The organism is Amycolatopsis sp. NPDC043887, assembly GCF_056435665.1.
In genome coordinates this window covers 369814-390649 of record NZ_JBWKEB010000001.1, presented here as the reverse complement: position 1 = coordinate 390649, position 20836 = coordinate 369814, and the positions used below count along the sequence as shown (strand labels likewise).

The following is a 20836-nucleotide window of genomic DNA, read 5'->3' as shown; positions in this document are numbered from 1 at the left end:
TTCACCAGCGCGGATACCGCTGGGCCCAGCCGTCGACCTCGTGCAGCGCCGAGTGGCGGTCGAAGTGCCAGAACGCGTCCGTGGCGATGTTCTCCACCAGGTAGCGCAGTTCCAGCTGCTCGACCCACTTCTGCGGCAACCCCGGGATGCCGGTGCGGGCACCGAGCAGGGCGCCCGCGATGGCACCGGTGATCGCGCTGCGGCCCGAGTGGTTGACCGCCCGCAGCAGCGCCTGCTCCGGGTAGTTCTCGAAACCGGACAGCGCCGCGAACGCGCGGCCCAGCACCGAAAGCGTGCCCTTGCCGTCGCCGATCAGCTCCGGGACCCGCAGATCGGGCAGGCCGTGCTTGCCGAAGAACGGCACCGATTCCGCGATCATCGCCTTGAGATCCGCCCAGACCGGTCCCCGCTGGTGCGGGTTCTGGTCGCTGAAGATCTCCCGGGAGGTGTTCCAGATCGGGTAGCTGAACGCCTCCGAGGTCAGCGCGGGTTCGAACAGCCAGGTCAGGTAGGTCGCCGCTTCGACGTCGACCTCGCCCGGATGGGTCACCGCGACGAGGTCGCGCACCGCCTGGCGGACGCCGCCGCTCATCGCGCTCCCCGGCCCGGCCGCGGTCATCGCCGCCGGCAGTGCCGCGACCAGCGCGTCCGGTCCGCTCATGGGCATCGCCGTCGGCGAGATGGTCGCCAGCGCGTGATAGGCGTTCAGTTCTGCGTCGTCGGGAGTGCGGCGGACGCGGAGTTCCGGCACCTTGACGAGCCAGCCGTCAGCGTTGTCCAGCGGCGCGCCCTGGGTGTGCAGCCAGCGCATCAGCGAGTTGCGCGCGACCGTCCCGAGCGCTTTTTCGGCGTCGCGGTTCTCCGGCTGCTCGCGATGCGGGCTGCGGATCACGGCCTCGGTGTAGAACAGCAGCCGCTGGGTGAGCGGCCCGATCCGGCCGGGCAGGTCGAACGCGATCGGCAGATCGGTGACCCCGTCGGGGCCGTAGGTGTTGTGGATCTCGTCGAGCCGCATCCGGTCGACGGCCGCGCCGAGCGCCTCACCGAGCGCGAAGCCGATGTACGCGCCCGTGACGCGCTGCCAGCCGTAACGCGAGCTGGAACGGTCTCGCTCGAAGTACTTGCCGAAGGTGTCCAGGCGCGGCTGGATCTGCCCCTCGTTGTCGTAGGCGGGCGCCAGCCCGTTCGCCCGAAGGTCGTTCGGGCGGCCGCGAGGTGGTTCCGGCTGCCGGAGCCGCGCCAGCCACGACTGACCGAGGACGGTCTTCTGGCACTCTTCGGCACTCAGCTCGAACCCGCGGCGGCGTGCCCGTTCGGCGGCGGCCAGCGGCGGCTTCACCGGTTCGGACAGGCCCATCTTCGCGGCGGTGTCGGCGGCGAGCGCGTCCAGCTCCGGGTCCGCCTCCGGGCAGCGCTCGTTGACGTCGACGCCGGGGCCCCGGCGCGGGAACCGGAGCGCGGTCTCGGCGAGCTCGGCGCCGCTGACGTCCTCGAACGTCGCGGGACCACCGTTGATCACCAGGTTCGGCGGGCTTTCGTAGCCGGCGAGGGTGGCGATGTCGACCTTCCAGTACCCGTGTTCCCGGGGCGGGAGGTTCCTGGTCGAGCTGAACACCCTCAGCTCGGCGCGTTCCTCGTTGAAATAGAACCGCTCCGTCTTGCCCGACGCCAGGTCGAGCGGGACGTAGACCTCACAGCGCAGCAGCCCGACGAGCAGCTGTTCCCTGGTCAGCCAGCCGACGCTGGCGAACGACAGCAGCGTTTCGAGCTTGTTCTCGGGCTTCGGGTAACCGCGGCGGACCGGACCGGCTTTGTACTCCGGGTTCTCCCGTTCTTCCCCGGTCTGCACGCCTTCCGCGTTGACCTTGACCCAGCCCGCGACGACCGGCGGCGGGACACCGAGGTCACCGAGCCCTGCCTTGGCGTACTCCGGGTCGACGACCTCGCGCCAGGCCTCCTGGCCCGGGAACGCGACCGGGACGCTGAGCCCGCCGGGCTGCGGATGCGCCTGGCGCAGCTCGCCGTCCGGTTCGCGGACGATCACCGACGGCGGCGGGAAGATCTCCTTCTCGGCATGACCCTCGTCGAGGAAGGCGATGGTGTTGTAGGGGACAGACCAGCCCTCGGGGATGCGCAGGACCTTCTCGTGGTTCACGCGCAGGCCGGCGCCGCCCGGTTCGGACACGTCCGGACCGTGGACCGCGCGCAGCCACTCTTCGACCTTGGCTACCGCTTCCGCCGATTCCACCTACTCGATCCTCTCCAGGCTGCCGTCGGACACGTGCTCGGCGATGGTCCTCGGGAGCACGTAGGCCACCGCCCCGCCGGGCATGTTCGCCCACGGGACGGTGACACCGATGATCACGTGGAGCGGGCGTCGCAGCCGGTAGGTCCCACCGACACGCTCCCGTTCCAGCGGCAGGGACGTCGTGGCGAACCGTACCCCTCCGTGGTGAACCAGATTGCCGGTTTCCTCGCCGAACCGCAGTACGACCGTACCGGCGACCATCCGGCTCACGCGCTTGTTGCGGAGCAAGGTGAGGGGAGGCTCACCCGGCGCCGCCCGCACCGGCCAGTCGGCGAGTTCCTTCGCCGTCTCCAGTGGCGTCTCGTGTCCGGCGGTCATCCTCGCCGGATGCAGCAGAACCGCGCCGAGGAGCTGATGCGACGCGTCTTCGAGCTTGTCGAAGTACTTCGGCGACACGGGGGCGCCGCCCGAGTAGGCCGCGACCTCCCAGCCCTTCTCGGTGAAGTTGAGGCACCAGGCGCCGTCCGCGCGGTCGCCGATGCGGTAGGCCTCCGGCCAGACGGCGTGCTCGCCGAGCCTGCTGACCAGCACGACCAGGAGCTCTTCGTCGGTCAGTGCCGGATTCGGCGACGTCTCCAGCTCCGCCGCGATGTCACCCTCGGTCTTCTTGACGTCGGAGCGGCCCGGTTTCGGCCGCGGTTTGCCGAGCAGATCCGCTTCCGCGGTCCGCCGCACGAGGTGCTCGACGTACGGTGGCTGGAACCGCTGGCTCCGGATGTGCTCGACCAGGTCCGGCTCCGGCGGGATCCCGTATTTCCGCAGGTAGTGCGGCACGGACGCGTGCCAGATCCAGGTGCCGTCGGTGTGGTAGCTCTCCGGGACGTCGCCGTCGGCCTCGGGATCGAAGATGTCCTTGCCGAGCCCGCTGCCGGAGAGGATCGCCGGCTCACGCTCGAGATACTGCGCGACCAGCGGCGCTTCGGACTCGTCGAGCTCCGGTCTGTCCACCACGGGCGGCTCGCCCTCGGTGTACGCGTCGACGATCCGGGCGTGCCGGAACTCGACGCGCAACGGCAGCTGCGCGCGCAGCCGCCACCAGTCCGGGACGTGCTCGTCCTCGCGCGGGAACGCGGCCAGCTCGTCCGGGTACACCGAAGTCCCCGGTGGCTCGATCCACGCCGGCTCGTCGTCGAGGGTGAAGTCGAAGTCGAAGGTGCCGTCGGGTTTCAGCGTGAACCGGGACTGCAACCAGGTCCCCCGGCCGGTCGTGTACATGCCGGTGCGAAGCCTGCCGAAGAGATCGTTCAGCTCGGGCGCGGGCGCGCAGTTGTGGCCATCGAGTTCGGTGTGCTCCCCGGCCTGCCGGAAATCGGCGACAGCCGGATGCGCCGCGTCGGCGACACCCGAGCGGATGAGCTTGCCGATTTCGATCAGCAGCCCGCGTTGTTGTTCGGGGGTGAGTTGTTCCACGTGAATCATCGCGCCCGGTTCGGGAAACGTGGTTCCGCCCGGAACGACGGCGGCTCACCGGCGGCGCGGCGGGCCAGCTCGTCCTCCCACATCTTGAAGGTGCGTTCGCGCAGCGACTTGATCAAGGCCGATTCCTGCGGTTCCACGCGACGGTTTTCGCGCTTGGCCTGCGCGTACAGGCCGTCGATGGTCTCGTAGAGCGCGAAGATCGGTCCGCCGCCCTTGAGCTCGTACGCACGGGCGCGCTCGGTCTCCTGGACGAACTTCTCTTCGGACACCTTGCTGATGTCCGAACTCGCCATCGCCCACATGACCTCACGCACGTGCTCCGGCTTTTCGTCGAACTCGCCGGTGCTCAGGTTGAGGAGGAAACCGGTCAGGCCCCCGTCGGGGGTCGACTCGACGCGGTAGGTCTTCCCGAAGTACGTGTAGAAGGACGGCGTCTGGATCACGTGTTCTCCTCAGGAGGCAGGCCCTTGCGGAGACCGGCCATGAACTTCTCCCGGACCCGGTCCATCAACGCGGCTTCCAGCAGGGCCTGTTCCGGGGACAACCGCTTCTTGTTGTTCTCGTCCAGTGTCCGGTTGTACGTCGGGAAGTCGCGGCGGACCTCGTACAAGGCGTGCTCGTAGGCCGACACGGTGTCGATGTGCTTCAGGTGCAGCCGCAGTTCGGCGACGTGCCCGTTCGGCAGCCGGACGTTCATCTGCAGATCGCGGTACCCGCTGTCCTGCGGATTCGCGAACCGGTCGTCGAAGCTGACGATCCGGAGGTCCGGATCGTCCATCACCGCGTTCAGCGCGTTGTAGACGTCGGCCAGCGTGTCGAACTGGATCTTCACGCCCACCAGGTCGGTCAGTTTCGACGCGTCACCGTCGTAACCCGCGATCTTCGCCTTCGCGCGGTCGTCGTCCTTCGGACCGGGCCTGCCCGACGCGTCGCCGTTGTTCTCCTCCGCGATCCGTTCGGCGATCCGGTTGAGGTCGCCCTGGTTCCGCGGCCACGCCGCCCGCTCGGCGTCCAGGAACTCCTGGATCTTCCCGGGATCGCCCTTGTCCGCGCGATCGAAGCCGGCGTGGTACTGATCGCCGGGCTCCACGTCGGCGGCGATATCCGCCGCCGCGTTCGCGAGGTCCCGCTGCTCCTGGGTCAGCGGAGTGTCGCCGGGACCGTCCTCACGGACGTCGTCGATCATCTGGTAGCCGCGTTCCTCGACGTCACGCAGGGCGTCTTCGAGGATCGGGATGGCCTCCGGGTGCAGCAGCAGGCTGCCGATGGTCATCGGGTTGTTCAGCAGCGAAGCCCGCAGGTACGCGTTGTCCGGATGCTCCATCAGCCGGACGAGTTCCGGATGCGCGGGCAGATGTTCGCGGATGAAGTCCCGCATCGGCCCGACGTCGTGCTTGACCCCGTTTTCGTCCTCGTGGACGGCCCGCTTCTTGTCCGGGTCCAGCCCGTCCACCGCGGCCGCGACCTCGGGATCGTTCAGGAACCGCTCGCCATCGGCCCGGTCGCCCGGAGGCTGCTCGTCGTGGGCCATGCCGTAGCCCGCGTCGTGTGGCGGCGTCACGATCGGACGGCCGTCCGGCCCGATCCTCGACGGCGGCACGTCGGGCGTGTCATCCCTGGCGAACGCGATCCGCGGGTCGACGGGCTGAGCGGCCGGGCCTTCCGGGACGCCGACGTGCATCAGCTTCACGCCCAGCGGCGGCTGCGGCAGGTTCATCAGCGCGCCGGACTGCGGGTCGATGAACGCGACGCCGTCCCGCGTATTCGCCACCATCGCGACGTGCCCTCGCTCGACGCCGTTCTCGTCGAGGTACTTCACGGCGACGACCGCGTGGTGATCGGTCGGCATCCCCCGCATCTCGCGGATGACGGTGTCGTAGTCGGCGCGATCGGAGAACTCCCCGCCGAACCGCTCTTCGACGTGTTCCAGCGTGCCGCGGCTGTCCATCTCGTGGACGAGCAGCGGATCGGCGGTCGAGTCGATGCCGTTCAGCCGGTCCATGTACGCGCCCGGCGTGCGGGTGCAGTTGGAGCGGTAGCCGTTCGCGAGCGCGTCGGGGTCGTTGAAATGCGGGTTGACCTCGCCGAGCCGCGGGTGCCGGTCGGCGATGTACGCGGCCTGCTGCGCGGGGCTCGCGGAACCGGCGTGGATCGCCGGTTCGCTCGGCGGGTTCGTAGCGACCGCCAGCGACGAGTAGTCCCGCTCGGGGGCAGGCAGTTCGAGCGTGTCGTCGGTGGCCGAGTGGTCCTGAGCGGGCTGGTCGCCGTACTCGGGTCCCTTTTCGACGTCCGTGACGCCGTGGTCCGCCGGGTTCTCCGTGGAGAAGTGCGGAGTCTGCGGCTCGTCGAAGCCGCCGAGGCGCGCCATCGACTGCGCCTGGGCCAGACGCGCGAGTTCCGGCGCCTCCGCGGCGTGCCGGGCCCGCCGTTCGTCCATCTTCTGCTTGGCGGTCTCGGGGTCGAGGTAGCGCGGGTCGCCGGGAGTGACCTCTTCGGCGTGGATGACCCACTTCGGCCGGTCGACCAGCGGCGGAGTCTTGAACTCCTTGCTGTGCACGTAAAGCTGCGTGGCCGGCTTGTTGATGGCCTCGTTCTCGCGCGGGTTTTCGGCGAGCGACGAGACGTCCTTGCCCGTCTTCGAGACGATGTGGATCTCGACGTCTTCGCCGAACTTCGACTTCGTGTCCGGCGAAGTCTTGATGGTCGAGCTGGTCATCGTCGGCTCGGGGACGGTCTGGCCGGGTTCGTAGTGCGCCGCCATGATCGCGGCGGCCTGCATGTCACCCTTGGTGTCGATGCCGCGGATGGCCTCGCCGTGGAAGTCCGGCAGCTCGTTGAGCGCGCCGACGATCGCCCTGGTGCTGCGCTGGGCGTTCTCGAAGTCGGGGTGCGACTCGCCCCGGCGGTTCGCGTCGTTGATCGCGTACGCGTGTTCGCGCGAGTACGAGTAGATCGCTTCGGCGGCCTCAGGCGAGACGCGGTCCTTCAGCGGGCTGGCTTCGAGCCGCTTGAGCGCCTTCTCGCGAGCCTGTTCGGCGAGTTCGGCGCTGTCGTAACGGTCACGGAGGGTCTTGTGATCCTCCGGCGTGCCACGGAAGTTCTCGTCGGAGAGGTAGCTCTCGTCGACTCGCGTCGGGGTTTCTTCCGGGCCCTTGAGGCGTTCGGCGATGTCGAGTTCGGTCTTGGGCGCCTGTTCCTGGACGGGGGTTTCGGAGTCGGCGGACCTGTCGGTGTGCGGCGTTTCCGGCGTGTGCGGGGCATCGCCGCCGCCCATCGGCATCGCCTTGATCGACGTCGGATCGTCGGGCAGCGTCGCGAGCCGCCCGGTCATCGGGTCGGCGAAGACCACGCCGTGCGGCGTGTTCACCGCGGCGACGATCCGGGTCTCGATCCGGTCCTTGGACCGCGGCGAGCCCTCCGGCGCGTTCGGATCGGCGGCGGCGTGATGCTCGAACGCCACCGCGGTCCGCGCGCCGACCGGACGTTCGCCCAGCTCACGGGCGACGTCGGCGAAACCGTTCCGATCAGACCACTGCCCGCCGAGCCGGTCACTGACGTGCTGCAGCGGTGAACCGCCGGTCGACGGCGCGGCGACCGAGTCGCCGCCGTTCATCCGGTCTTCGAACGCGACCAGCGCCTCGGCCGAGTTCGTCTGGTAGCCGTCCTTCCACGACTCGGGCGCGTAGTAGTTGCGCGTGTTGGCCTCGCCGATCGCGGGGATCTCGTCCATGACCAGCCGGACCTGCTGGTGCGGCGTCTCGGTCGAACCGGCGTGGATGACCGGCGTCCCGCCCTCTTCGAGCGGCTTCGCCAGCTCGGACCAGCCACCGTCGGGAGCGTGCTCCTTCGGCGGCTCGGGGGCGTCCCGGACCGGGGCGTCGGTGGCGTCGATCCAGCCGCCCTTGCCGTCGGCCAGCTTGGTTTCGAGCCCCGCGAGGCCCTGGCCCTGGAACAGCTCCGGGTGATCGCGGCGCAGCTGCGCCTCTTGCTCGGCCGCTTCCTGCGCCAGCCGCTCCTGCACGGCGTTGTTGTAGTCGCGCCGTTCGGCGACCTTCTGCTGGACCTGGTCCGTCGTCAGATGGCCGTCGTCACCGGCGACGACCTCCTCGCATTCGACGATCCACTTCGGCAGATCGTTGGGCGATCCGTCGTCGAGACGCTTCTTGTAGTGCGGGTGCTCGGGATGCCCCGGGCCCATCTTGATGTCGGTGACGCGCAGCTGCGTCGCCGACTTCATCAGGACTTCGCGTTCTTCCTTCTTCGAGGCGAGGTCTTCGATATGGCGTCCGGTCTTCGACTGGATGCGCATCTCGACTTCGCCGGGGAAGTTGCTGTGCGGATGTTCGGGGGTGACCCGCGACGTGCTCAGCATCTGCGGGTCGACGATGACCTGGCCCTTGGCGTGCGCTTCGAGGAAGGCCCGGATCGCGCTCTCGTTGCCGTTGAAGTTCACCCGCCGCGAGACGAGACCCTCGTAGGCGGGCATCTCGTTGAGGCCGGAGGTGATCGCCTCGATGTGCGGACGGAGCGCTTCCAGCTCCGCGCCGCCGTGCCGCTGGGCGTGCGTGATCCGCTCGGCCATGTCGGTGCGCGTGTAGCTGTGCACCGCGTAGGCACCCTGATCCGACATCTGCTTGACGCGCGGATCTTCGTGGGCGTCGCGTTTGGCGAGACCTTCGCGGCGGACCTGTTCGCTCCGCGCTTCCCCGGTGTCCTTGTCGAAACCGCGCTTGTCGATCTGCGTCTCGGCGAGCGCGCGGTACGCGGCGGGATCGTCCGTGTGGAACTTCGGATCCGTCAGGTACGGCTCGTCGACCGTGGTCCTGTCGTCGGGAGTGACGTCCTGGGGCGCCTCGGTGTCCTTCGGAGCGTCGGCGTCCTTCGGCGCCTCGGTGTCCTTGGGGAGCTCGGTGTCCTTCGGGACGTTCGTGTCCTTGGGAGCCTCGACGTCCTTCGGAAGCTCGGTGTCCTTGGGCAGGTCGTTCCCGCCGCGGTCCTGAGGTGCCTGCTGCGGCGCGTGCTCCACCGGCCGCACCGGAGACTGCTGCTGCGGACGCTGCGGCTGCTGGGGACCCGCGTTCCCGTCGTGGCCCGGGCGCGGTCCCGGGACCTGCGGCGGACGCTGCGGACCACCGAAGCGCGGCGGCTCGGCGCCGGGCGGCATCGGCCTGCCGGGCTGCTGTCCCGGATGCCCCGGCCCCGGCCGGCCGGGCTGGTGACCGGGCGGAGGCGGCGGCATGGGGCCGCGGTTGCCGGGGAACGGGCCGTTGCCCGGATGCTGGGGCCGCGGCGGCGGCGGCGGATAGCCCGCCGGACCGCGGTTGCCGGGAGGCGGACCGGGCGGAGGCGTCTGCGGACGCGGCGGGACCCCGCCGTTCGGGCCCGGACCAGGTCCGGGCCTGCCCTGATACCCCTGGGGCGGCCGAGGCGGACCCTGCGGACCAGGGGGCTGCGGCGGTTGCTGAGGACGCTGACGCGGCCCGCGGTCCTGCGGATATCCACCCTGACCGGGATGCTGCTGCGGCTGACGCGGGCCCATCGGACCGGGCTGCCCCTGCGGTCCTCGCGGCGGCATGGGGCCACCACCACCGGGAGGCGGTGGCGGAGGCGGCGCGAAACCACCCGGAGGCGGCGGCTGCATCGGCTGCTGGCCCTGGAAGGGCATCGGGGCGGGCGGCTGGTCGAAACGCGGCTGCTGCGGTCCGCCGTTGCCCGAGAAACCCGCGGCCTGGACGCCGTCGTTCGGCCGGACTGGCCGGGACGGATCGTGCCCCGGCGGCGGGAAACCGCCGGGGGCAGGCCCGTTGCCGGGCGGGTTGCCGCCCGGCGCCATGCCGTACCCACCCGACGGAGCGGGCGAACTCGAACCCGGGTTCGACGCCATGCCGTACCCGCCCGAGCTCGACGGCGCACCTGTCGAAGAGGAAGCAGCGGGCGGCATCGCGCTGGACTGCGAAGGATTGTGAGACGGGCTCGGCGCCGGACTGGACGCGGGTCCCTGTGACGGGCTCGGCGCAGGGCTCGCCGCGGGTGTCTGTGCCGGCGCCTGCGACTGGGCGGCGGGTGCCTGCTGCTGATTACCCGCCGCGGCCTGCTGCTGCTGACCGGATCCGTTGTCGGCGGCGGCCGCCGGCGCGTTCTGGTGGGTCTGCGCCGGACGCTGACCGTCACCGGTGTTCGCCGGGGCGTCGGCCGGACGTTCCGGGGCCTGCGTCGAGGACTGGCTGACCCGGTCGCTGTCCGCCGTCCGCTGTGGACCGCTCTCGGAGCGCGGCTGCGGATCAGCGGAGCCGTCCGAACCGCGGCTCGAAGCCGCTTGACTGTCCGAAGTGGACCGAGGTGCCGGATCCGAGGAAGAGTCCGACCGCGAAGAGGGACCGGAATCCGAAGAAGAGCGCGACTCCGATGAAGTGCCCGAGTCCGAAGAGCCGGAGTCCGAGGAGGAACGCGAGTCCGACGAAGTGCCCGAGTCCGAGGAGCCGGAGTCCGACGAAGAGCGCGACTCCGACGAAGAGCCCGAGTCCGAAGACCCCGAAGTACGCGAAGGCGTCCCGGAATCCCCGGTGTCCACATCCGGCGTGGAAGGACCGTCGCCCGCCGAGGCGCCTGGCGTGTTCGCGGCCTTGATGTCGCCGATCTGGCTCTTCGCCCCGTCGACACCACCGCCGACCGCTCCACCGGAAGCGCCCATCAGGACGTCCTTGGCCGAAAGCTTGTCCAGGTCACCGGTGACGGCGGCCTGCCCGACCGTGCTGGCGACCCCTTCGGCCGCGCCGCGCACGGCACCGCGCGCCGCACTGTCGACGATCTGGCCGCCGACGCTGTCGGAAAGTCCCTTCGTGGCGCCCTTGCCGATGCTGCTGCTGCCCGCGCCGACCACGCCGTCGACGGCGCCGCTGATCGCGGAATCCTTGGTCTTGCTGAAGTCCCAGCTCTCGCGGTCGCCCTTGGCCATCTGGAGGCCCTGGATGCCCGCGTCCATGGCGAGGTTCATCGCCGTGTTCTGCAGGACCTCCTTGCCGATCTTCTTCAGGCCCTCCTTGAGAAGCTTCTCCAGGAGTTCCTTCGCGACCTTTTTGAAGCCTTCCTGCGCGAGCTTCTGCATCAGCTGCCGGAAGATCATCTGGACGGTCATGCGGGTGGCGATCTGCGCCGGCGCGATTCCCGCCGTCGACCCACCGAAGGTCACCGCCGCGGCCGCGATCATCGCGACGATCTGCGCGGCCAGGATCACCAGCGAGATGATGATCATGTACTTCGTGTACTCGACGTCCAGCGCGGTCGCATTGCACGAGTCGCCGAGTGCCTTCGAGGAATCGGCCAGCGACTTGAAGTACGCCTCGTCGCCCTCGACGAACTTCTTCCAGGCCTCGGCGAACTTCTCCGCGCCCTGTCCGCTCCAGCCGCCCAGGACCTCGGTGGCGCCCTTGGTCGCGGTGTCGGCGATCGGCTGAATCGCCTTCGAAGCGTTGTGCCAGGCGTCGCGCAGTTCGCGAAGCTTGTCCTCGTCGCCTTCGGGCCAGCTCTCCCCGACGACGATCGGCAAGAGCCACTTGACCGCGTCGGGCATCTCCATACCCACGGCGCTAGACCTTCTTGTCCAGCGTCGACTTGATCTCTTCCTCGGCGTTCGTGAACGCGGTCATCGACCGTTCGACGTTGTGCTGCATGCCCCGCAGCGCCTCGACGACGTTCGCGAACCCTTCGGACGATCCCTGCGCGCCGGGCTCGTAGTCCTTCGCGAACTCCTTGCCCGCGTCGTCGTTGCCCCAGCACTGGCCCAGTGAGTTCATCGCGGCCAGCAGTTCCTTGCCCGCTTCGTCCAGCTGGTCCGCCGCGATCCCCAGTTTGGCCGCGGCCGTCTTCACCGCTTCCGGATCCGCGGTGAACCCGGCTCCACCCCCACCGTTCGGCATCAGACCCCCCTGGTCAGCCAGCTCGAGGGCGGCTCTTCCTCATCGTCGTCCTGCTGACGCACCCGTTTCGGAACCGGTTTCGGCGTCGGCGGCGCGGGAGGGGCGGGCGGAGGAGGCGGCGGGGCGTCGTCCTTGATCATCAGCGGGGCGTCGAAGTCTTCGTCGGACTTCGCGGGCGCGGCCGTCTCCTCCTCTTCCGCGAGGAAGTCGGGGATCGCCGGCATCAGCCCCTGGAGTGAAGGCGCGCCTTCGATGAGGTCCGACAGGTCCGGCAGCCCTTCGGTGATCGGGGCCATCAGGTCGGCGACCTGCTGCTTGACCTGCAGCGATCCCTGACGGACCAGCGTCAGCACGGTGTTGGCCAGCTGCGCGGGGTTGGTGCGCTCGAAGGCGTTCGGCTGGATCTCCAGCTTGGCGAGCGTGCCGGTCGCGTCGATGGTGGCGCGGACGAGGCCGTCCTGCGAGACCACCGTCGCCGACGTCTGCGAAGCGGCTTCCTGCGCGTCCCGGAGCTGGGCCGTCTGCCGCTCGAACTGTTCGAGCAGCGTGTCGACCTGATCCTTCATGGCGGCATTGCGCGCTTCGAGGCGTGCGCTGTCGTCGCCGGCCGTCGTCACTGGAGCCCCCGCGAGTGCTTGATCCCGGGCATACGCCACCCGGTGTCGGTAGGCGTCACCCTAATGCCAAGGGCGGAGCCTTATCAGCAGTTCTCCCTTTTCGCGCCGCGAGCAGGTATCCGGCGGCGCCCACGAGGTAGAGGACGGCCGCCGTGATCAGGAGTCCCGGCGAACGGCCGTCGTCCGGGATCACCGTCGCGGCCAGGGAGACGGCGGCGACCTGGGTGATGTTGAAAAGCGTGTCGTAGAGCGCGAAGACCCGCCCTCTCGCTTCGTCGGCGACGTCGAGCTGGACCGAGGAATCGACACAGAGTTTCAGCACTTGCCCGGCACCCGTGACCAGGAACGCCGCGAGCAACGCGGCCGGGACCACCATCGGCAGTCCGAGCGCGAGCTGCGCGACCGCCGCCAGCACCAGCGCCACCACCACGACACGGACCCTGCCCAGCCGCCGGAGCAGCCGGGCGGTCAGCAGCCCGGCGAGCAGGATCCCCGCGCCGGCGAACGCCGCCATCTGGCCCAGCCCCGCCATGCCGGCACGGAAGATGCCCGCGTCGGTGAAGTGGTTGCGCATCAGCAGCACGGTCACCAGCAGTGAGATCCCGTACGCCGCGCGATGGGCGAACAGCGCGACGAATCCCGCCGTCACGCTGGGCGTCCGCCAGGCCGCCTTCGCACCGTCCGCCAGGCCGCGCGCGACGGCGAGTGCCGGGTTCGAAGGCTCGTCGACCGTCGACGGCCCGAGCAGCCCGCGCGCGAACCCCGAGGCCAGGACGGCGGCGCCGATCCCACCCAGCGCGGCCGCGGCGGTGACCCACGCGGAGCCGGCGTCGTCGGCGCCGGTCAGCGCCCGGAGGCCGATCGCGCAGCCACCGCCGACCACGGCGAGCACCGAACCCCAGGTCGCGGCGAACGCGTTCGCGGCGACCACGGACTTCTCTTCGACGACGTGCGGAAGCGACGCAGACAGCCCCGAGCCGATGAACCGCGAGATGCCTTCGGACGCCAGGGCCAGGGAGAACAGCCCCATCCCGGCCGCTCCCGTGCCCACGGCGACGGCCGTCGCGAGGATGGTGAAGGACCGCAGAAGGCTCGCGAAGATCAGGACCTTCCGGCGGTCCCAACGGTCGAGCAGCGCACCCGCGAACGGGCCGACGAGCGAATAGGGCAGCAGCAACGCCGCGAACCCGCCCGCCATGGCCAGCGCGTCGGCGGCGCGTTCGGGGTTGAAGAGGACGGCGCCGGCCAGTCCGGCCTGGTACATGCCGTTGCCCCAGTGCGCGGAGAACCGCGTGTACAGCAGACGGCGGAAGTCACGGTCGCGAACGTACGCCCTGGTGGGCGCCGTGGCGGTGGTCGTCACGGCGCCAGCCTATAAAGGTGGCCGATGCGCTTTGAGGTCGCCTCTCGGCGGCTATGCGCAGTGTGGCTCCAGCCGGACGGTATTCCACAAAGGCGGTTCTTCAGTGAGCCCGGGGGACACGGAAAGCGCACCGACCGTTGTGTCCAACGGTGCTCGTGATGCTGTTGTTCCCAGAGCCGGACGATTTGTCTCCGCCCGAAGTGGGATCATGGCGGACGTGCCAGCGGACGCCGAGGTCGAACCGGGAACGCTCCTGGTCGCCGCCCCCACGATGTTCGATCCGAATTTCCGGCGGACCGTCGTGTTCGTCATCGATCACCGGGACGAGGGAACGCTGGGCGTCGTGCTCAACCGGCCGAGTGACGTCCCGGTGTACGACGTGCTGCCCAGCTGGGGCGGGCACGTCGCCGAACCGCAGTCGGTGTTCGTCGGCGGTCCGGTGGAGAAGAAGACGGCGTTGTGCCTGGCCGCGCTGCGGACCGGTGAGACGGCGGCCAGCGTGCCCGGCGTGATCGCCGTCCGCGGCCCGGTCGCGCTCGTCGACCTCGACACCGATCCCGAGATCCTGGTGCCGAAGGTCCGCGGTGTGCGGGTCTTCGCCGGATACGCGGGCTGGGACTCCGGCCAGCTGGCGAACGAGATCGAACGCGACGACTGGGTGATCGTCCCGGCGCTGCCCAGCGACGTCCTCGCTTCGCCGCACCACGACCTGTGGGGTCAGGTGCTGCGGCGTCAGGGCATTCCGCTGGCGCTGCTGGCCACCCACCCGGGAGATCTTCAGCTGAACTAGGCGGTGGCGGTGTCGGCCTTCTTGAAGACGCCGCAGGTGCCGCAGGCGCAGCCACTGCATCCGGCGGGCCGCTCCGGCTCGGGCTCCGGCACCGTCGCGGCCGCGCGGTTGCCGAGCACTCCCCCGGCCGCGACCAGCGCGATCATCCCGATCACGCCCACGAACGAGGCGAGCAGCAGCCCGAACGTCGTCGGCATGACCAGCGCGGCGATCCCCGCGAGCACGGCGATCACGCCGCCGGCCAGCGTCGGGACCCCGGCGACCTTGTTGCCGAGCCGGAAGGCCTCCTCACTGCGCATCGTGGCGGTGGTGCGCACGCCGGCGCCGCGGTCACGCGGCAGCTTCTCGCGCAGGCCGAGGAACCCACCCCAGCCGACGAGGACACCCAGCACGATCGGGACCAGCGCTATGACGAACACTCCACGAGGATAAGCGTGACGTCCCGGCAACCTGCCGGATACCCTGATCGACTGTGCTGCAGGCCATGTCCAGCCACATCTTGAAATGGCGGAGTATCGCCATCGCCCTGATCGGGGCCGTTCCCCTCACCCTGATGGCCGCACCCGCCGCCGAAGCGGGTCACCGTCCGCTTCGCCTGATCGGGGAACAGATCGTCCCGAACGCCCTGCCCTACGAAGGCACCGTCGTCGGCGGCCTGTCCAGTATCGATTTCGACCCCCGCACCGGCGAGTACGCGCTGATCTGCGACGACCGCTCGGCCCTCAACCCCGCGCGGTTCTACACGGCGAAGTTCTCCCTCGACGCCAAGGGGCTCGGCCCGGTCACCTTCACCGGTACCAAGCCGCTCCTGCGTCCCGACGGCACGCCGTACCCGCCGCTCGCCAAGAACGACCCCGCGCAGCCGCCGAAAATGCAGACCATCGACCCCGAAGAACTGCGTGTCGACCCCTGGACCGGCCGTTACGTCTGGTCCCAGGAGGGCGAGCGGTCGGCGGCGGCGCGGATCGACCCGTCGATCCGCGAGGCGGAGCGCGACGGCTCCTACGTCCGTGACCTGCCGATCCCCGCCAACGAGAAGATGACCGAGACGACGGGACCGCGGCAGAACCTCGCTCTCGAAGGCCTCACGTACGCGGGCTTCGGGTCGTTGCTCGCCAGCTCGGCCGAGGGCCCGCTGCTGCAGGACGGCCCGGAGGCGAACACCACATCGGGCGCCCTTTCGCGCATCACCGTGCAGTCGCGGTTCGGACCGGTCCTCGCGCAGTACGCGTACCCGCAGGAGAAGGTCTTCGCGTCGCCGAACCCGCCCGGCGCGTTCGCGACCACGGGTATCTCGTCACTGCTGGCCGTCGACCAGGCCGATCCGACCCGCTACCTGGTGATGGAGCGTTCGTTCGTCACCGGCGTCGGCAACAAGGTCCGCATCTACGAGATCGACACCAAGGGCGCCACGAACATCCTCAAGACGCCCTCACTGGCCGACGCGAAGAAGGTCAAGCCGGTCAAGAAGCGCCTGCTGGCGGACCTCGCGGACTTCAAGCTGTCCACTGTGGACAACGTCGAGGGGATGACCTGGGGGCCGCGGCTCCCGAACGGCGAGCGCAGTCTGGTGCTGGTCAGTGACAACAACTTCTCCGCGACACAGGTGACCCAGTTCATCGCTCTGGCGGTCCCCGCGGAACGGCTTTGACCAGCGCGTTAAACTGGACCCATGAACACGGCTCGGCTGCTCCTTAGCCTGCCGCGCTGAACTCGGCCCCACGGCCGGGACCAGCGCGGCGACCCCTCATGCCCTCCGGGCTGAGGGGTCGAGTTGTTTCTGGAGTGGCTTGACGTGGATGAGCACGGAGGATTTCGGCGATGAACCAGGCGAGCGAAGACGCCGACTCGGCACCTCAGCACCGCTACACCGCGGAGCTGGCGGGCCAGATCGAGCAGCGCTGGCAGGACTACTGGTCCGACCACGGCACCTACCACGCACCGAACCCGGTGGGCCCGCTCGCGGACGAGAGCGGGGAGGTCCCGTCGGACAAGCTGTTCGTCCAGGACATGTTCCCGTACCCGTCGGGCGCCGGCCTGCACGTCGGGCACCCGCTGGGCTTCATCGCGACCGACGTCTTCGCGCGGTATCACCGCATGATCGGCCGCAACGTGCTGCACACGATGGGCTTCGACGCGTTCGGCCTGCCCGCCGAGCAGTACGCGGTGCAGACGGGGCAGCACCCGCGCAAGACGACCGAAGAGAACATGGAGACCTACCTGCGCCAGATCCGGCGCCTGGGCCTGGGTCACGACGAGCGTCGCCGGATCTCGACGATCGATCCGGACTACTACAAGTGGACCCAGTGGATCTTCCTGCAGATCTACAACTCCTGGTACGACGAGAAGGCGGGCAAGGCCCGGCCGATCGTCGCGCTGGAGACCGAGTACGCGCAGGACAAGCGACGTACGCCGGACGGCCGCAACTGGTGCGAGCTGACCCGCGCCGAGCAGCTGAAGATCATCGACTCGCATCGCCTGGTCTACCTGTCCGAGGCACCGGTGAACTGGTGCCCCGGCCTGGGCACGGTGCTGTCGAACGAAGAGGTCACCTCCGACGGGCGCAGTGAGCGCGGCAACTTCCCGGTCTTCCGCCGCAACCTGCGTCAGTGGATGATGCGGATCACCGCCTACGCCGACCGCCTGGTCGACGACCTGGACCTGCTGGACTGGCCCGAGAAGGTCAAGTCCATGCAGCGCAACTGGATCGGCCGCTCGCACGGCGCGCGTGTGTCGTTCGAGGCGGGCGAGCGGAAGATCGAGGTCTTCACCACCCGCCCCGACACCCTGTTCGGCGCCACGTATCTGGTGGTCGCGCCCGAGCACCCGCTGGTCGACGAGCTGACCGCCGCCACCTGGCCGGAAGGCGTCGACGCCCGCTGGACCGGTGACGCGGCGACGCCCGCCGAAGCTATCGCCGCCTACCGTGCGGCGGCGGCGCGGAAGTCCGAATTGGACCGTCAGGAGAACAAGGAGAAGACCGGCGTCTTCACCGGCTCCTACGCGGTGAACCCGGCCGACGGCAAGGACATCCCGGTCTTCGTCGCCGACTACGTCCTGATGGGCTACGGCACCGGCGCGATCATGGCCGTCCCCGGCCAGGACACTCGCGACTGGGAGTTCGCCGAGAAGTTCGGCCTGGAGATCATCCGCACCGTCCAGCCGACGGACGGCTTCGACGGCAAGGCGTTCACCGGCGACGGGCCCGCTATCAATTCGGGGTTCTTGGACGGCATGGGCGTCGACGAGGCCAAGAAGACGATGATCGGCTGGCTGGAGGAGCACGGCCACGGTCGCGGCACCGTTCAGTACAAGCTGCGCGACTGGCTGTTCTCGCGCCAGCGCTACTGGGGCGAGCCGTTCCCGGTCGTCTACGACGAGGACGGCCAGGTCCACCCGCTGCCGGACAGCATGCTGCCGGTCGAGCTGCCCGAGGTCGCCGACTACTCGCCGGTGACCTTCGACCCGGAGGACCGGGACAGCACGCCGTCCTCGCCACTGGCGCGCGCGACCGACTGGGTCGAGGTCGAGCTGGATCTGGGTCAGGGCAAGAAGACCTACCGCCGCGACATCAACACCATGCCGAACTGGGCGGGCTCCTGCTGGTACCAGCTGCGGTACCTGGACCCGACCAACCCGGACGTGTTCGTCGCGCCGGAGAACGAGTCCTACTGGGTCGGCCCTCGTCCCGCCGAACACGGCGTCGACGACCCCGGCGGCACGGACCTGTACGTCGGTGGTGTCGAGCACGCGGTGCTGCACCTGCTGTACTCGCGGTTCTGGCACAAGGTGCTGTTCGACCTGGGCCACGTGTCGTCCCAGGAGCCGTACCGGAAACTGTTCAACCAGGGCTACGTCCAGGCCTACGCCTACACGGACGCACGCGGCGTCTACGTCCAGGCCGACCAGGTCGAGGAGCGGGACGGCAAGTTCTTCTTCGGCGACGAAGAGGTCAAGCAGGAATACGGCAAGATGGGCAAGAGCCTGAAGAATGTCGTGACGCCTGACCAGATGTCGACCGACTACGGCGCCGACACCTTCCGCTTCTACGAGATGTCGATGGGCCCGCTGGACGTCTCGCGGCCGTGGGCGACCAAGGACGTCGTCGGCGCGCAACGGTTCCTGCAGCGGCTGTGGCGGCTGGTCGTCAACGAGGAGACCGGCGAACTGCGTGTGTCCACTGTGGACGCCACGGACGAGGATCGCAAGCAGCTGCACAAGGCGATCGCCGGAGTCCGCGAGGACTACGCGGAAATGCGGTTCAACACGGCCGGCGCGAAGCTGATCGAGCTGAACAACTACGTCACCAAGACCTACGGCTCGGCCGAGGCCACGCCGCGGGAACTGGTGGAGCCGCTGGTGCTGATGCTGGCGCCGCTGGCCCCGCACCTGGCCGAGGAGCTGTGGAAGCGGCTGGGCCACGCGGATTCCCTGGTGCACGGGCCGTTCCCGGTCGTCGACGAGAAGTACCTGGTCGAGGACTCCGTGGAGTACCCGATCCAGGTCAACGGCAAGGTGCGCTCGCGGGTCACCGTGCCCGCCGACGCGGGCAAGGACGCCGTGCAGGCGGCCGCGCTGGCCGACGAGAAGGTCGCCGCGCTGGTCGGCGACGGCACGCCGCGCAAGGTGATCGTCGTGCCCGGACGGTTGGTCAACATCGTGCTGTAGCGCCGTGGCCGATAGCCGCCAGCGTCGAGGGTCATGAGGCGATTCGATGGAGTTGTTCAAGGACAACGAAATCGAACGGAGAACACCCCATGACCCTCGACGGCAAGGTGGCTTTGGTGACCGGCGGCAGCCGCGGGATCGGTGCCGCCACGGCGATCCGGCTCGCCGAGGACGGCGCCGACGTCGCACTCACCTACCAGAGCAACGCCGAACTCGCGGCCGGTGTCGTGGACCGGATCAAGGCGCTCGGCCGCCGCGCGCTGGCGATCCAGGCCGACAGCGCCGACGCCGCGGCCGTGGTTTCCGCGGTCGACACGGCGGTCGCCGAATTCGGCAGGCTCGACGTGCTGGTCAACAACGGAGGCGTCGGCTTCGTCGGCCCGCTCGACCAGACGAGCCTGGAGGACATCGACCGCGTGCTCGCGGTCAACGTCCGCGGTGTCTACGTGGCCACGCAGGCCGCGGCCCGGCACCTCGGCGACGGCGGGCGCGTGATCACCATCGGCAGCTGCGTCTCGGACCGCGTGCCCGGCCCCGGGATGTCGCTGTACGCGGTGAGCAAGACCGCCCTGCTGGGCATGACCAAGGGGCTGGCCAGGGAACTGGGGCCGCGCGGTATCACCGTGAACATCGTCCACCCCGGCCCGACCGACACCGACATGAACCCGGCCGACGGCCCCTACGCCGCCGACCAGCGGAGCCTGACGGTGTTCGACCGCTACGGCTCGCCGTCGGAGGTGGCCGCCACGGTGTCGTTCCTGGCACGGCCGGAAAGCAAGTACGTGACCGGCTCGACCGTCTCGGTCGACGGCGGGCACGCGGCGTAGCTCAATCCGCGGTGAGGCCGATCTCCCGCGCGAGATCGGCCAGCATCGCGTCGAAGAGGACGTCCGGTTTCGAGAACGGGATCGGATAATTGCCGAAGACCTCGAGCGTGACGTGCCCGTAGAGCCGGGCCCAGAACTGGATCATCAGGTACGTCACGCCGAGGTCGAGCTTTTCGAGCGGGAACGTCGCACCGGACTCCTTCAGCACGGCGAGCAGTTCCTCTTGGAACGACGTGAGATCGTCGCGCAGCTCGACGGGGACCACGTCGTTCGACGGCGTGACCAGGTCGTGCGTCGCGAGCACCCGCCCCGCCGCCGCGAGGAAGATCCGCCCGAACGGCTCGCCCAGCCTGCTCAACGTGTCGTCGCCCGCGGGCGACGCGAAGACCAGCGTGAACTCCTTCGTATGCGCGAGCGCCCAGCGCCGGAATCCCTTGCAGATGGCGAAAAGCTGCAGCGCGCCCTCATCCGGCAGCTGCGCGATGTCCTCGGCGAGCCCGGCAGCCAGATCCGCGACGACGTCCGCGCGAAGATGCTCGACCAGATCGTCACGGGAACCGTAGTAGCGGTACAGCGCCGGCGCCGTGATGCCGAGCTCGCGCGCGATCGCCCGTAGGGTCACGGCCTCCGGGCCCCGCTCGACCAGGAGCGCCCGCGCCGTCCGGCGGATGTCCTGGTCGGTCGCCGCCCGCTCGCGGCCCCTGCGGCTGGGGTTGGTCATCCGGGCATTCTAGGTGGTCAGTGTCGGAATCGTGGCAGCTGGACTCATCCCGAAGCGGGCTGGCTTCCGCGTCGGCAACTCGTAGCGTTCCACCTTGATGAAACACGTACTGCTGTTGATCGTGCCCGCCTTGGTCTGCGCGGCTTGCGTTCCTCGACCCGGTCCGGCGGACACGGCCGAGCCGCCACCGCCACCACAGCGCTTCAT

At 69.5% G+C, this 20836-nt stretch carries 13 protein-coding genes; 4 read left to right on the top strand and 9 right to left on the bottom strand.

The window, feature by feature from the left end:
* Window position 1 precedes the first annotated feature (1 nt).
* From AC069H_RS01955 to AC069H_RS01925, 7 genes are read right to left on the bottom strand one after another with little or no spacing between them, the layout of a single operon-like run.
* A complete protein-coding gene (locus AC069H_RS01955; protein WP_478231050.1) occupies window positions 2-2248 on the bottom strand; it encodes an ADP-ribosylglycohydrolase family protein in 2247 nt (748 codons plus the stop codon).
* The gene (locus tag AC069H_RS01950) at window positions 2249-3718 is read right to left on the bottom strand and encodes a TNT domain-containing protein (RefSeq protein WP_478231049.1); all 1470 of its coding nucleotides are present in this window, start codon (window positions 3716-3718) and stop codon (window positions 2249-2251) included.
* 5 nt (window positions 3719-3723) lie between these two features.
* Window positions 3724-4170 carry a hypothetical protein gene (locus AC069H_RS01945; protein WP_478223934.1) on the bottom strand — a complete coding sequence of 149 codons (447 nt, stop codon included), beginning with the start codon at window positions 4168-4170 and terminating at the stop codon, window positions 3724-3726.
* A complete protein-coding gene (locus AC069H_RS01940) occupies window positions 4167-11303 on the bottom strand; it encodes a WXG100-like domain-containing protein (RefSeq protein ID WP_478231403.1) in 7137 nt (2378 codons plus the stop codon). The genes AC069H_RS01945 and AC069H_RS01940 overlap by 4 nt, the downstream gene beginning before the upstream one ends.
* Window positions 11304-11313: 10 nt before the next feature.
* A complete protein-coding gene (locus tag AC069H_RS01935; protein ID WP_340685748.1) occupies window positions 11314-11643 on the bottom strand; it encodes a WXG100 family type VII secretion target in 330 nt (109 codons plus the stop codon).
* Window positions 11643-12260: a YbaB/EbfC family nucleoid-associated protein gene (locus tag AC069H_RS01930; protein WP_378435314.1), complete on the bottom strand. Its 618-nt coding sequence runs from the start codon at window positions 12258-12260 to the stop codon at window positions 11643-11645. The genes AC069H_RS01935 and AC069H_RS01930 overlap by 1 nt, the downstream gene beginning before the upstream one ends.
* A 55-nt stretch (window positions 12261-12315) precedes the next feature.
* Window positions 12316-13623: an MFS transporter gene (locus tag AC069H_RS01925; protein ID WP_478231048.1), complete on the bottom strand. Its 1308-nt coding sequence runs from the start codon at window positions 13621-13623 to the stop codon at window positions 12316-12318.
* A 208-nt stretch (window positions 13624-13831) separates the two neighbouring features.
* Here AC069H_RS01925 and AC069H_RS01920 point away from each other — a divergent pair, with 208 nt between their 5' ends.
* On the top strand, window positions 13832-14413 hold the full coding sequence (locus AC069H_RS01920; RefSeq protein WP_478231047.1) for a YqgE/AlgH family protein: 582 nt from the start codon (window positions 13832-13834) through the stop codon (window positions 14411-14413).
* On the opposite strand, the gene AC069H_RS01915 is transcribed toward AC069H_RS01920, so the two are convergent.
* Complete coding sequence (locus tag AC069H_RS01915) at window positions 14410-14832, bottom strand: SdpI family protein (RefSeq protein ID WP_478231046.1); 423 nt, start codon at window positions 14830-14832, stop codon at window positions 14410-14412. The two genes, AC069H_RS01920 and AC069H_RS01915, sit on opposite strands and share 4 nt — an antisense overlap.
* A gap of 134 nt (window positions 14833-14966) precedes the next feature.
* Between AC069H_RS01915 and AC069H_RS01910 the strand changes: the two genes are divergently transcribed.
* The 3 genes from AC069H_RS01910 to AC069H_RS01900 all read left to right on the top strand — a co-directional run bounded on the left by AC069H_RS01910 (window position 14967) and on the right by AC069H_RS01900 (window position 19908).
* Window positions 14967-16064 (top strand): esterase-like activity of phytase family protein, encoded by a 1098-nt coding sequence (locus tag AC069H_RS01910; protein WP_478231402.1) that lies wholly within the window; start codon window positions 14967-14969, stop codon window positions 16062-16064.
* Window positions 16065-16234: 170 nt separating this feature from the next.
* Entirely contained in the window at window positions 16235-19081 is a 2847-nt protein-coding gene (gene leuS, locus AC069H_RS01905) for a leucine--tRNA ligase (protein ID WP_478231045.1), read from the top strand.
* An 89-nt stretch (window positions 19082-19170) separates the two neighbouring features.
* Complete coding sequence (locus tag AC069H_RS01900) at window positions 19171-19908, top strand: SDR family oxidoreductase (protein WP_478223939.1); 738 nt, start codon at window positions 19171-19173, stop codon at window positions 19906-19908.
* Between the two features lies 1 nt (window position 19909).
* Here the strand turns inward: AC069H_RS01900 and AC069H_RS01895 are convergent, their stop codons facing one another.
* Window positions 19910-20629 carry a TetR/AcrR family transcriptional regulator gene (locus tag AC069H_RS01895; protein ID WP_478223940.1) on the bottom strand — a complete coding sequence of 240 codons (720 nt, stop codon included), beginning with the start codon at window positions 20627-20629 and terminating at the stop codon, window positions 19910-19912.
* Window positions 20630-20836 lie beyond the last annotated feature (207 nt).

Bases quoted from the DNA above. Each gene is read 5' to 3' on its own strand.
- AC069H_RS01940 (WP_478231403.1), bottom strand. From the start codon at position 11,303: ATGGAGATGCCCGACGCGGTCAAGTGGCTCTTGCCGATCGTCGTCGGG.
- AC069H_RS01935 (WP_340685748.1), bottom strand. From the start codon at position 11,643: ATGCCGAACGGTGGGGGTGGAGCCGGGTTCACCGCGGATCCGGAAGCG.
- AC069H_RS01920 (WP_478231047.1), top strand. From the start codon at position 13,832: ATGGCGGACGTGCCAGCGGACGCCGAGGTCGAACCGGGAACGCTCCTG.
- AC069H_RS01910 (WP_478231402.1), top strand. From the start codon at position 14,967: ATGGCCGCACCCGCCGCCGAAGCGGGTCACCGTCCGCTTCGCCTGATC.
- leuS (WP_478231045.1), top strand. From the start codon at position 16,235: ATGAACCAGGCGAGCGAAGACGCCGACTCGGCACCTCAGCACCGCTAC.
- AC069H_RS01900 (WP_478223939.1), top strand. From the start codon at position 19,171: ATGACCCTCGACGGCAAGGTGGCTTTGGTGACCGGCGGCAGCCGCGGG.
- AC069H_RS01895 (WP_478223940.1), bottom strand. From the start codon at position 20,629: ATGACCAACCCCAGCCGCAGGGGCCGCGAGCGGGCGGCGACCGACCAG.